Source organism: Maritimimonas sp. 2210JD6-3, from assembly GCF_056591795.1.
This window is the reverse complement of the sequence record NZ_JBWQOJ010000020.1, coordinates 45,051-58,444: the sequence shown is the minus strand read 5'-3', so window position 1 is coordinate 58,444 and position 13,394 is coordinate 45,051. Positions and strand designations below refer to the sequence as shown.

Annotated in this window: 9 protein-coding genes; 6 read left to right on the top strand and 3 right to left on the bottom strand. The window is 32.4% G+C overall.

Translation table 11 applies throughout. The features are described from left to right. Positions 1–144 precede the first annotated feature (144 nt). Genes AC1EUY_RS09890 through AC1EUY_RS09880 form a run of 3 tightly spaced genes read right to left on the bottom strand, consistent with a single transcriptional unit; the run spans position 145 to position 2,267 of the window. Positions 145–1,044 carry an SDR family oxidoreductase gene (locus tag AC1EUY_RS09890; RefSeq protein ID WP_480195367.1) on the bottom strand — a complete coding sequence of 300 codons (900 nt, stop codon included), beginning with the start codon at positions 1,042–1,044 and terminating at the stop codon, positions 145–147. Continuing rightward, positions 1,044–2,042, bottom strand: coding sequence for a potassium channel family protein (locus AC1EUY_RS09885; protein ID WP_480195366.1), 999 nt, complete (start codon positions 2,040–2,042; stop codon positions 1,044–1,046). The genes AC1EUY_RS09890 and AC1EUY_RS09885 overlap by 1 nt, the downstream gene beginning before the upstream one ends. Positions 2,043–2,045: 3 nt before the next feature. Next, entirely contained in the window at positions 2,046–2,267 is a 222-nt protein-coding gene (locus tag AC1EUY_RS09880) for a PspC domain-containing protein (RefSeq protein WP_480195369.1), read from the bottom strand. 103 nt (positions 2,268–2,370) lie between these two features. On the opposite strand from AC1EUY_RS09880, the gene uvrA reads away from it, so the two are divergent. From uvrA to AC1EUY_RS09850, 6 genes are all read left to right on the top strand, one after another. Beyond that, positions 2,371–5,199 carry an excinuclease ABC subunit UvrA gene (gene uvrA / locus AC1EUY_RS09875; RefSeq protein WP_480195365.1) on the top strand — a complete coding sequence of 943 codons (2,829 nt, stop codon included), beginning with the start codon at positions 2,371–2,373 and terminating at the stop codon, positions 5,197–5,199. Positions 5,200–5,221: 22 nt separating this feature from the next. Further along, complete coding sequence (locus tag AC1EUY_RS09870) at positions 5,222–5,929, top strand: LOG family protein (protein WP_480195364.1); 708 nt, start codon at positions 5,222–5,224, stop codon at positions 5,927–5,929. Positions 5,930–5,935: 6 nt separating this feature from the next. Beyond that, a complete protein-coding gene (locus AC1EUY_RS09865) occupies positions 5,936–7,180 on the top strand; it encodes a hypothetical protein (RefSeq protein ID WP_480195363.1) in 1,245 nt (414 codons plus the stop codon). A 26-nt stretch (positions 7,181–7,206) separates the two neighbouring features. After that, a complete protein-coding gene (locus AC1EUY_RS09860; RefSeq protein WP_480195362.1) occupies positions 7,207–9,987 on the top strand; it encodes a gluzincin family metallopeptidase in 2,781 nt (926 codons plus the stop codon). A gap of 168 nt (positions 9,988–10,155) precedes the next feature. Beyond that, positions 10,156–12,570, top strand: a complete 2,415-nt coding sequence (locus AC1EUY_RS09855) for a thiamine pyrophosphate-dependent enzyme (RefSeq protein ID WP_480195361.1) — start codon at positions 10,156–10,158, stop codon at positions 12,568–12,570. An 83-nt stretch (positions 12,571–12,653) separates the two neighbouring features. After that, positions 12,654–13,304, top strand: a complete 651-nt coding sequence (locus AC1EUY_RS09850) for a tRNA (guanine-N1)-methyltransferase (protein WP_480195360.1) — start codon at positions 12,654–12,656, stop codon at positions 13,302–13,304. Positions 13,305–13,394: the final 90 nt, after the last annotated feature.

Here is a 13,394-nt window from a genome sequence, read left to right as displayed (position 1 = left end):
TCTACAAAATATGTGTTTAAATGAACGTGCTTAATTTCAAAAAAAGCGGAGCTGCAAATGTAAGGCAAAAATCAATATCTGCAAATGATTTTTAGGAAATTTTTATTAACAAAATAAAAAACAATTTATCAAAGAAGGATTAACTTATTTAGTTAGTTGATCTTTAAAGTATTGCAATCGTTCTTTGAATGAATATTGAGGTAGATTTAATTCTTTTTTTGATTTTGACAAATCAAAACCTGTTTTTACAGGTCGTTTTGCACGCTGATTTAACTCGCTGGTGGTAACTCTTTTTATATACGTTGTATCTAAATTAAATGTATCTGCTATTTCAATCGCTATATCATAAATACTCAATAATTTACTAGATGAAACATTAAAAACACCTTTAGCTCTTTTTCGTATTGCTAAAATACACGCATGTGCCAGATCGTCAACTAATGTTGGCATTCGAAATTGATCGTCTATTATGGTCACTACTTTTTTATTTTTGACCGCATCTCGAATCCACAATACAATATTATTACGGTTCATACCTTTAACGTAACCATACACTAAAATGGTTCTTAATATGGTATAGTCTATTTCTGAATTGATAAGAATCTCTTCTGATTTTAATTTTGATAGCCCATAATAATTAACTGGGTTTGGCTTATCGTATTCTTTGTATGGACCATTTTCACCATCAAAAATAAAATCGGTTGATATATGTATTACATGTGCATTAACATCTTTTGCTATACTTATTAATTGGCTTACAAGTTCAACATTAATGAGATCACATGCTTCTTTATTATCTTCACAAACGTCAACATGCGTCATTGCTGCTGTATTAACAATAAAATCTGGATTAATCTTTTTTAGCAGCTTATTAACTTCCGAGAAATCGGTAAGATCTATATCATAATAGGAATAATTTGTGCTGGTAATATTTCGATCTTCTCCTCTTGACAAACCATAAACGTCAAATTCAGCAGTATCGAATTGATTTACTAATGTTTGACCCAATAGACCATTGCTGCCTGTCACAACAACTTTTAACATTATAGTATGGTATTTAATTTAGCTATTTGTTCTGCACTCCCTAAGACAATCAATTTAGAATCTGGTATCAATTGAGTGTCTGAGTTTGGATTTACAATATATTCGTTTTGTGGAGTCTTGAAGCCAATGATTGTGCATCCTGTTAATTTTCTAAAATCTAAATCTCTGATTGATTTTGAATTATAATTATTTGGTAAATCTTCTATAGCAATTTCTTTTAGACAGGTTGAATTATGAGCATCTACAGCTAACATATCTACAAACTCTACTATATCTGGTGTTACTAATAGTGAAGCCATATGATCACCGCCTAATTTATCTGGCATAATCACATTATCTGCCCCAGCAATACGTAACTTAACATCTGAAGAATCGTTTGAAGCTCTACTCACTATCCTTAATTTTTTGTTTAACTGTCTTGACGACAATACGACATATAAATTATCGGCGTCTGAAGGGAGTGCAGAAATCAAGTTTTCAGCATTTGAAATACCTGCCTTTTGTAAGGTTTCATCATTCGTAGCATCTCCTTTAATATATAATAAATTCATGCTCTCTAACTCATCAATTTTTTCTTCATTATTCTCAATAACTACTAGAGATTTATCAAACTTTATTAATTTACTAACAGACTGTTTTCCGTTTCTACCATAACCACATACTATGGTATGTTTCTCAAGCTGTTGAATTTTTCTCTGCACTTTATTAAATTTTATTTTTTCAAATAACTCTCCACTTACAATATACTCTGTCAAAACTGAAGCCACATATCCTAAAGTAATCACACTCGTTAAAATTAGAAAAATTGTAAATAATTTTTCTGCATCATTAAGCTCATGTAGTGTACCAAAACCTACGGTAGTTATGGTAATTACTGTCATATAAAGCGAATCAATAAAGGAATCGCCAGAAATAACCATAAATCCCACAACTCCAGTAATAATTACTAAAAAGAAGAGCGCTACAGCCTTATATAATTTAGATTTAAATACATTCATTAATTAGAGATCAAAAACTGAGCTTCTTTTGGTATAAATCATATCTTTAAGTTTTAATAAAAATGCCATGGTAAGATAGATACCAAACCAGAAACCTAAAGTAATGAATGTAATGTAAACAAAAAATAATCTTACATTAGTCACCTGCATCCCTAGTTTATCTGCTAATCTTGACGACACATCAAAACCTCTTTTTTCAAAAAAATGCCGTATATCAGTAATAATTTTCAACTACCAGTATTTTGTTGGCAATTTAACTATTTATTATATACCTATGTTAAAATTTTTCTAACAATTCAGTACCTTTGCGGTTTGCATTTTACAGCTAATGATCCCAGAACAACAATATATAGAAGTACTTGGTGCTAGAGTTCACAACTTAAAGAATATTGATGTAAAAATACCCAGAGAGAAACTCGTTGTTATTACAGGATTAAGTGGTAGTGGTAAGTCTTCATTGGCATTTGATACTATTTATGCTGAAGGGCAACGTCGCTATATTGAAACTTTTTCTGCGTATGCTAGACAATTTTTAGGCAGTTTAGAACGACCAGATGTTGATAAAATTGATGGGCTTTCTCCAGTAATAGCCATCGAACAAAAAACTACAAGTAAAAACCCAAGATCTACTGTTGGCACTATTACTGAAATTTACGATTTTATTCGACTCCTTTTTGCAAGAGCTTCAGATGCTTTTTCTTATAATACAGGAGAGAAAATGGTTAGTTATTCTGATACCCAAATTCAGGAACTTATTTTAAAAGATTTTAAGGATAAAAAGATTATTATTTTATCTCCTGTAATTAAATCTAGAAAGGGGCATTATCGTGATCTTTTTGAGCAAATTTCTAAACAAGGATTTGTAAGAGTTCGTGTTAATGGTGAGTTACTAGAAATTGAAAAGGGAATGCGTTTAGATCGTTACAAAACGCATGACATTGAAATAGTAATTGATCGATTAAAAGTAGATGACACTTCTAATAAAAGACTACAAGAAACTATAAAAACTGCTATGCACCATGGCGATGGTGTTTTAATGGTTATTGATAATGATGATACTAAAAATGCACGTTATTTTAGTAGAAATTTAATGTGTCCCTCAAGTGGGATTTCATATCCACTACCTGAACCCAATACATTTTCGTTTAATTCTCCAAAAGGAGCATGCCCTACATGTAATGGTCTTGGTAAAGTGAATGAAGTGAACACAGAAAAAATTATTCCTAATAATTCAACAAGTATCTATAGTGGTGGCCTTGCTCCTTTAGGTGAGTATAAAAATTCATGGATATTTAAGCAACTATCTTTGATAGCAGATCGCTATAAATTCACATTGAACACGCCTATAAATGAAATTCCAAAAGAAGCTTTAGAAATTATCCTTAATGGAGGAAATGAAAAGTTTGATGTAGTTTCAAAAAGCGCAGGTATAACACGTAATTATGAAATTGATTTTGAGGGAATTATTAATTTCATAAAAAACCAGTTTGAGAGCACAGAATCGACCTCAATAAAACGATGGGCAAAAGGTTTTATGGATGAAAATCTATGCCCCGAATGTTATGGCTCTAGATTACGTCAAGAAGCTTTGCATTTCAAAATCAGTGAGAAAAATATTTCCGATTTAGTTGGTATGGACATCATTCAGTTAGCTGAATGGTTTACATCTGTTAAGACTAAGTTATCAGAAAAACAATTATTAATCGCTTCAGAAATCCTTAAAGAAATTGAAACAAGAATACAATTTCTATTAGATGTTGGTTTAGATTATCTTACGCTGAATCGTAGTTCGAAAACACTTTCTGGTGGCGAGGCACAACGCATTCGATTAGCGACACAAATAGGCTCTCAACTTGTTGGGGTATTGTATATATTAGATGAACCTAGCATTGGTTTACATCAGCGCGACAATGAAAAATTAATCGATTCTCTTCAAAAATTACGTGATATTGGCAATTCTGTATTGGTAGTAGAGCATGATAAAGATATGATAGAACAGGCCGATTATGTAATTGATATTGGTCCTAGAGCTGGGCGTTATGGTGGAGAAATTATTAGTATAGGTTCTGCAAAAGATTTACTTAAAAGTAACACATTAACCGCAGAATATCTCAATGGAGATAAAAAAATTGCAGTCCCTAAAAGTCGCAGAAAAGGGAGTGGAAAAAAAATCGTTTTAAGCAATGCTACTGGGAATAATCTTAAAAATATTACTACTGAATTCCCTTTAGGTAAAATGATCTGTGTTACTGGTGTTTCGGGTAGTGGAAAATCTACCTTAATAAATGAAACACTATACCCTATTATAAATCAGCATATATATAAATCGGTTAAAAAACCGCTGCCTTATAAATCTATAAAAGGATTGGAGTATATTGATAAAATCATAGAAATAAATCAATCTCCTATTGGAAGAACTCCTCGATCTAACCCAGCAACTTATACTGGTGTGTTTAGTGAAATAAGAAGTTTATTTGCTAAAACACCAGAAGCCATGATTCGCGGTTATAAACCAGGTCGTTTTTCTTTTAATGTCAAAGATGGCCGTTGCCCGACCTGCGAAGGTGGTGGTGTTCGTGTTATAGAAATGAACTTTTTGCCAGATGTTTATGTAGAATGTGAGATCTGTCAAGGAAAACGTTTTAACAGAGAGACACTAGAAATTAGATACAAAGGAAAATCTATATCTGATGTTTTGAATATGACTATTAATGAAAGCGTCTTGTTTTTTGAACATATTCCAAAAATATATCGCAAACTAAAAACCATACAAGAGGTAGGATTAGGCTATATTACACTAGGCCAACAATCGACTACACTATCTGGCGGTGAAGCGCAACGCATTAAGTTGGCCACCGAATTATCTAAAAAAGATACAGGAAATACCTTTTATATCTTAGATGAGCCTACAACAGGCTTGCATTTTGAAGATATTCGCGTATTGATGGATGTATTAAATAAATTAGTAGATAAAGGAAATACGGTGCTAATTATAGAACATAACTTAGATGTTATAAAGCTAGCTGATCATATCATTGATATAGGCCCAGAAGGAGGGAAAAAAGGCGGACAAGTATTATGTATTGGAACACCTGAAGAAATAATAAATAATAAAAAGAGCCATACCGCTCGATTCTTGAAAAAAGAATTACTTTAGAACACATAAAAATTTTGATACTATGACGAATGACGATAGAAAGATTCGCGAAAAATTACAACAGAAAACTTGGAATGAAATAAAAACAAACGATTCTTGGGCTATATTTAAAATTATGGCAGAGTTTGTTGAAGGCTATGAACGATTAAGTAAAATTGGTCCTTGTGTGTCTATCTTTGGGTCTGCTCGTACAAAACCAGATCATAAATATTATAAGCTAGCTGAAGAAGTAGCATTTCAACTTACACAAAGTGGTTTTGGTGTAATAACAGGTGGCGGACCAGGTATTATGGAAGCTGGTAATAAAGGAGCGAACCGAGGAAAGGGTTTATCGGTAGGTTTAAATATAGAATTACCTTTTGAACAACATGATAACCCTTGGATTGATCCTGGCAAAAGCCTAGATTTCGATTACTTTTTTGTTAGAAAAGTTATGTTCGTAAAATATTCTCAAGGATTTGTAGTAATGCCTGGCGGTTTTGGTACTATGGATGAGCTTTTTGAAGCAATCACCCTCATACAAACTAAAAAAATTGGTCGCTTCCCTATTGTTCTTGTGGGTACTAAATTTTGGTCTGGCCTTATAGATTGGGTTAAAAACACCTTAATAGCTGAAGGAAACATAAGTGATGAAGATCTTAACTTATTTAGAATCGTAGATACTGCAGAAGAGGCTGTAGAGCACTTCAACCGATTCTATGCTAAGTATAGCCTAAAGCCGAACTTCTAGAAACTTATGCGTAGAAAAGCTACTATTATAGCCATCATGGCTTTATTCTCTATGTGCGCATTTTCACAAGAGAATTACAAGATCATGTTTTATAATTTATTAGAGTTTCCTGATGCACCTCCTTCAAACAGATCAACAATACTAAAAACTATTATTGATAACATATCTCCAGATCTATTCATGGTTTGTGAGTTAAAATCTGAAAATGGCGCTAAAACTATTTTAGAAGAAAGTTTGGCAACTAGTGATGGTCGCTTTGCTATGGCAAATTATGTTTCAAATAGATCTAGTGGTGCTAACTTACAACAACTGGTATATTATGATACAAATAAGTTTGAGTTAGAAAATCAAAGTGAAATAGTAACCTCTGTACGAGATATCAATCGTTATACCTTTAAGTTAAAAAACACCAATACCTATATTGAAACCTTTGTGGCACATCTCAAAGCTAGTCAAGGGTTTACCAATGAGCAAATTCGACTAGATATGGTACGCGAGTTTACACTTGAGCTGGCCAGAATACCTAAAGATCGCTTTGTACTCTTTGCTGGAGATTTTAATTTTTATACCTCAAATGAAGATGGTTACCAAGAAATACTTGATAACACCAATGCTATTATTTTAAAAGATCCAATAAACACTAGTGGTAATTGGCATACTAATTCAACATTTAGTAACATTCATACACAATCTACACGCACCTCTTCATCATCTTTTGAGGGCTTTGGCGCTGGAGGCGGTTTAGATGACCGATTTGATTTCATTATGATTTCAGAAAATCTAACAGATGGTTCTGTACTGCAATATGTTAAAGATTCATATAAGAGTATTGGTAATAATGGTAATTGTTACAATCGAAATATTAATGACTCACGTTGTACGGGATCCTACTCTCAATCCTTAAGAAATGCTTTGTATAACATGAGTGATCATTTACCTGTAACCTTAGAATTAACTCTAGATGCAGTACTTTCTATCGATGATTTAAATGCGAATAAAGGAATAATCCGATTAAAGGATGGTAATATCATCAAAAATCAATTAATTATTAAAGTAGATGACCGTGCATTAAATCAATCATTGGTTATTTATAATAGTCTTGGACAACAAATAAAAAAGATTAATATTGTAAGTTCAATGATTCATAGAGAGATAAATATTAACGCAACCCATTTAGCTTTAGGCATCTATTATTTAGCTATCGAAAACTCAACAACCCCTAGCCCTATTAAGTTTATTAAAATTAATTGATACAACGAATTTTCATAGCGATCTTTATGGGATTCATTTTAAGCTCAAATGCTCAAAATGATCATATTACTATGCAAGTTTTTTTAAATATAAAAGAACATCAGTTAGAGATTGAACAAGAAATCATTTATTTTAATAAGAGTAATACTTCACACGATACTATTTACTTACTCAATTGGCCAAACAGTTACAAAGGGCGTAATACACCCTTAACCAAAAGGATGATAGAAGATTATAATAAAAGTCTTTATTTTTCTAAAAAAAATGAAAGAGGATATACTCGAATAGACACTATAACTGTAGAAAATTACCAGTCTAGCTGGAAAATTAATAATAAAAAGCCAGATATTATTCCTTTAGTATTGAACAGCACATTGAAGCCTAATGACTCCTTAGTCATTAATTTAAAATATAAAGTTCTTATACCATTAGATGAGTTTACCAAATATGGCAGAGCGGGTACTACTTATAATTTGAGAAATTGGCATATTACTCCTGCCGTTTTCGATTCAAAATGGCAAGCTATGAGCAATCTTAATCTAGATGATTATTACATGCACCCTACAAATTATAACATACAACTCAAAACATACGAAGGTATTGCCGTTAACACCGATCTAGATCAAGTAAATACTAACGTGCAACCACCTTACAAAACCTATAACTTTAAAGGAAACGATCGCGTTGATCTAGAGCTTAACATTTCTGTATTAAATGATTTTAAAAGTTATCAAGCTAATACTGCTGAAGTGTTGACGAATGTAAATGGCACTACTTTAAAAGAAGATTTAAAGGAAGACGTTATTAACCGGCAAATAAGTTTTATTGAAAAATATTTGGGCGCATATCCACATAAAAAACTCTATGTAAGTAAGATAACATACGATAAAAATCCTATTTATGGATTGAATCAACTACCTAAGATATTCAATCCCTTTTCGGGTGTTTTTGAATGGGATATAAAAATGTTCAAGGCACTCACAAGAAAATATTTAGAAAACACCCTCATTGTAAATCGCAGGACAGATAACTGGCTTTTAGACGGTATCCAAACCTATTTAATGATGCAGTATGTAGCGAAATATTATCCAGAAATTAAAGCCATGGGTAATATCTCAAAAATTTGGGGTGTGCGTAGTTATAATATTGCAAAGTTAGATTTTAATGATAAGTATCCTTTTGTGTATCAGTTTGCTGCTCGAAAAAATTTAGATCAAGCGCTTAGTACTCGAGTAGATTCACTATCAAATTTTAACAGAAAAGTTGTCAATAAATATAAAGCAGGTATAGGTTTACAATATCTAGATGAATATTTACAAGATAGTATTGTGACTAAAAGTATTAAAGAATTTTACAATACTAACAAACTCAAAAATACTTCTAGCCATAACTTTAAGAAACTTATTACAAAAAAAACCGATAAAAATGTAAGCTGGTTTTTTGGTGATTATATAAACACTCAAAAAAAAATAGACTATACCATTTCTAAAGTAAAAAAGAAAGGTGATTCGATAAAAGTTACCATTAAAAACAAACGAAATTTCACAGCACCAATTACTTTATACGGTGTAAATAAGCAAAAAGAAACTGTTTTTAAGAAATGGTTAGAAAATATAGATAGTACTGCTACTGTTACAATACCAAAAGGCGATTATAAACGGCTTGTTTTAAATTACGATTATCATTATCCAGAATTAAATTTACGGGATAATTGGAAAAATCTAAAAGGTATATTTAATAAGCCCATACAACTTCGTTTCTTTAAAGACATAGAAAATCCATTCTATAATCAGGTTTTTTATAACGTTAGAGCCAATTATAATTTCTATGACGGATTGATTCTCGGACCTGAAATTTATAACGAGGCCTTATTCAAAAAAAAATGGTTATATAAAATTTCACCATCGTATGGTTTTAAAAGCAATCAATTATCGGGTTCAGCGTCATTAGTCTATGAAAATTTACCAGAAGATTCTTCGATTTATCGTTACAGAATCGGTGTATCTGGCAGCACTTTTCAGTATGCACCAGAATTATCGTACACACGATTCACTCCTTTCATTTCACTAGATTTTCAGAGAAAAAGCTTAAGAGACATTGGCGGAAAATCACTTTTTGCAAGATATGTAGTAGTAGATAGAGAAGCAGCACCAGATGCCGAACCCTCAGAATTAGACAGCTATAATGTTTTTAATGCCCGATATGTTTTTGCAGATTTAGATATTATTACAGAGTTAAGTTATAGTACTGACTTTCAATTATCAAAAAATTTTAGCAAGCTAGCGTTAGACTTTAGGTACAGAAGACTCACAGAAGAAAATCGCAGGTATGATCTGCGACTGTTTGCAGGAACTTTTTTACATAATCAAACCTCTTCTAATGAGTTTAGTTTTTCTCTAGATAGACCTACAGATTACCTATTTGATTATCAATACCTAGGACGCTCTGAACAATCTGGATTTTTAAGTCAGCAGATCATTATTGCTGAAGGCGGATTTAAATCTCAATTTGAAAATAGCTTTGCAAATCGTTGGATGATCACGGCAAACGGAAGTATCGGTATATGGAGATGGATAGAAGCTTATGCTGATGCTGGATTATTTAAAAATAAAGGCTTTGAACCAGAATTTAGATATGATACAGGCATCCGGTTAAACTTTGTACATAATATCTTAGAAATCTATTTTCCGCTACAGTCGAGTTTAGGTTTTGAACCCAATCTAGGAAATTATAGCAGGAGAATACGATTTGTAATTACATTAAGTCCAGGAAGAATCTATAACTTTATAAAAAGAGGATTCTACTAATTTTCTTTTGAAAAAATCTGGAAAAAAATTACAGCTCAATGCTATAAGAATCGTAAAAAAATCTCATTTTTTTTACTAAAGAATTGCTTTTTGTTAAATAACTAGTATGTATTTTTAAAAGAGTTTTAAAAATCATACCTTTGCAAATTGAAAAACCACCCATATAAAATGTCAGAAAAGTTGATTGATTCGCAAGAAAAATTGTCATATCAAGAGTTTAAAAAAGAAATTCTTACTGACTATAAAATTGCTGTAGTTAGTAGAGAATGTAGCTTATTAGGACGAAGAGAGGTTTTAACTGGCAAGGCAAAATTCGGAATTTTTGGTGATGGTAAAGAAGTACCTCAATTGGCCATGGCCAAGGCATTTAGAAATGGTGATTGGCGTTCTGGTTATTATAGAGACCAAACCTTTATGATGGCTATTGGTGAACTTACACCTCAACAATTCTTCGCAGGTCTATATGCACATACAGATATTAAAGCCGACCCCCAATCTGCAGGCAGACAAATGGGTGGGCATTTTATGACACATACCTTGAATGAAGATGGCTCTTGGAAGAACTTAATGCAACAGAAAAATGTAAGCGCAGATATCTCTCCTACTGCCGGACAAATGCCTAGGTTATTAGGCTTGGCACAGGCTTCAAAAATGTTTAGAAACAATGACGGATTAAAAAATAAAACTACATTTTCTGATAATGGAAATGAAATAGCTTGGGGTACAATTGGTAATGCCAGTACTTCTGAAGGATTATTTTTTGAAACTTTTAATGCGGCAGGAGTCTTGCAAGTGCCCATGGTGATTAGTGTATGGGATGATGCTTACGGAATTTCTGTACCTGCAAAATACCAAACTACCAAAGAAAATATTTCTGAAATCTTAAAAGGATTTCAACGTGATGAAAATAACCAAGGCTATGAGATTTATATTGTTAATGGATGGGATTATTCTAAATTAATAGATGCTTATAATCAAGCGGCAACCGTAGCGCGTAATGAACATGTGCCTGTTTTAATTCATGTTCAACAACTAACACAGCCTCAAGGACATTCTACTTCTGGCTCGCATGAGCGCTATAAATCTGCTGAACGTTTACAATGGGAGAAAGAATTCGACTGTAACACAAAGATGCGCGAATGGATTATTAGCACATTTGAAAATGAAGAAGAAATAATTGCATTAGAAAAAGATGCAAAAAAAGAAGTAAATACCGCTAAGCGTGAAGCCTGGACAGCCTATTTAAATCCGATTAAGGAAAAGAAAAATCAATTATTACGATTGATAGATAGTATAGCAGAACAAAGTTCTAATAAAGTATTCATTGCTAAATATGCTAACGACCTAAAATCAACTACAGAACCTACCAAAAAAGATGTACTGTCTATTGCTAGAAAAGTATTGGTTCAAATTAGAAATGAAGAAGTTGTTCATAAGGAGGCTTTACAAAACTTTATAAAACAATTTACAGCCGAAGAATATAAAAATTATAGCGAACATCTTTATAGTGAACTACCCAACAAAGCAACTGCTGTTAGAGAAGTTAAACCTACATATGCTGAAAATAATGAGACTGTAGATGCTCGTATTATATTAAGAGATAACTTCAGTAAGCTTTTAAACAAGCATCCTGAGATTGTTATTTTTGGCGAGGATGCAGGTTATATAGGCGATGTGAATCAAGGCTTAGAAGGACTCCAAGAAAAATTCGGTGAACTAAGAATTGCCGATACGGGTATTCGAGAAGCTACAATTATGGGACAAGGTATTGGTATGGCAATGCGTGGTTTAAGACCTATAGCAGAAATTCAATATCTTGATTATCTGTTATACGGAATACAAATTTTAAGTGACGATCTTGCTACCCTTAGGTACAGAACTTTAGGAAAACAAAAAGCTCCTATGATTGTAAGAACCAGAGGGCATCGACTAGAAGGTATTTGGCATGCAGGTTCTCATATGGGTGCAATGATTCATTTACTACGTGGCATGTATATTCTAGTTCCGAGAAACATGACTAAAGCTGCAGGTTTTTACAACACACTTTTAGAAAGTGATGAACCTGCTATTATTGTCGAAAATTTAAATGGTTATCGCCTTAAAGAACAATTGCCAACAAATTTAGGTGAATTTAGAACCCCCATTGGTCTTGTAGAAACTATAAAAGAAGGTAATGATGTAACGGTCGTTTCTTACGGATCAACGCTAAAAATAGTAGAAGAAGCCGCTAAAGAACTCGCACAAGTTGAGATTGATATTGAAATAATAGATGCACAAAGTTTGATACCATTCGATCTAAATCATGATACTGTAAAAAGTGTTGAGAAAACGAATAGGCTTATTATAATAGATGAAGATATGCCTGGCGGAGCTTCTGGCTATCTTCTAGATTGTATTTTAAATAAGCAAGGAGCTTATCAGTATTTAGACAGTCAACCGTTAACAATTACCGCTAAAGATCACAGAACAGCATATGGCACAGATGGAGATTACTTCTCAAAACCTTCAGTTGAAGATGTTTTTGAGGGTATTTACAACCTTATGCATGAGGTAAATCCCACTAAGTATAAATCACTTTATTAAACGTTTTCAACATAGGTGTATTTTTTTTAGAATAAATAATTACTTTTGACACCTTAAAATAACTCAATAAATTTTTTTAGTAAATGAAACGAGCTAAGTTAATACTCTCAATTCTCACCCTACAATTACTATCATTAACCCTTAATGCTCAAAATACTACTAGTGAAGAAACAGGTTCTTTAAACGATGGCTCTATTCAAAGTCAATTTGACTACTTATATAAGAAGTCGCCAAAATGGACTGATCCTAGAACTGGTCAACGTTATAAAACTGTAAAAGTTAACAACCTTTTTAAGTTTAGAGATAATGTGATCGATTCATTAAAAAGTGCCCGAGCTCAATTTGCCAATGCAAACAATACCATTGCTACTCAAAAAAGTGAGATCGAAACGCTAAAATCTGATCTAGGCAAAACCAATGAAAATTTAACTTCTGTTACTAAAGAAAAAGATAGTATAAAGTTTTTAGGGATTCCAATGAGTAAAACTGGGTACAATACTTTGTTATGGTCTATTATTGCTGCATTATCTGTTTTACTAGCAATATTTATTGGTAAGTTTAAACAAAGTAATACAATTACTGTACAAGCAAGAAAAGATAAGGCTGAAATAGAAGAAGAGTACGAAGGGCACAGACAGCGTTCTTTAGAACGCGAACAAAAACTCAGACGTGAACTTCAAGATGAGTTAAACAAACAAAAATATACTAGTGATACTAAAAAAGGCAACAAATAATGTTGTCTTTTTTGTTAAAGTATATTTTCTATACAATAAATCATAATAAAATAAGTTAATAGAATCTGTGTGTTATCGCATGCTTCCCTT

Bases quoted from the DNA above. Each gene is read 5' to 3' on its own strand.
- AC1EUY_RS09865 (WP_480195363.1), top strand. From the start codon at position 5,936: ATGCGTAGAAAAGCTACTATTATAGCCATCATGGCTTTATTCTCTATG.
- AC1EUY_RS09850 (WP_480195360.1), top strand. From the start codon at position 12,654: ATGAAACGAGCTAAGTTAATACTCTCAATTCTCACCCTACAATTACTA.
- AC1EUY_RS09855 (WP_480195361.1), top strand. From the start codon at position 10,156: ATGTCAGAAAAGTTGATTGATTCGCAAGAAAAATTGTCATATCAAGAG.
- AC1EUY_RS09890 (WP_480195367.1), bottom strand. From the start codon at position 1,044: ATGTTAAAAGTTGTTGTGACAGGCAGCAATGGTCTATTGGGTCAAACA.
- AC1EUY_RS09860 (WP_480195362.1), top strand. From the start codon at position 7,207: ATGGGATTCATTTTAAGCTCAAATGCTCAAAATGATCATATTACTATG.
- AC1EUY_RS09870 (WP_480195364.1), top strand. From the start codon at position 5,222: ATGACGAATGACGATAGAAAGATTCGCGAAAAATTACAACAGAAAACT.
- uvrA (WP_480195365.1), top strand. From the start codon at position 2,371: ATGATCCCAGAACAACAATATATAGAAGTACTTGGTGCTAGAGTTCAC.
- AC1EUY_RS09885 (WP_480195366.1), bottom strand. From the start codon at position 2,042: ATGAATGTATTTAAATCTAAATTATATAAGGCTGTAGCGCTCTTCTTT.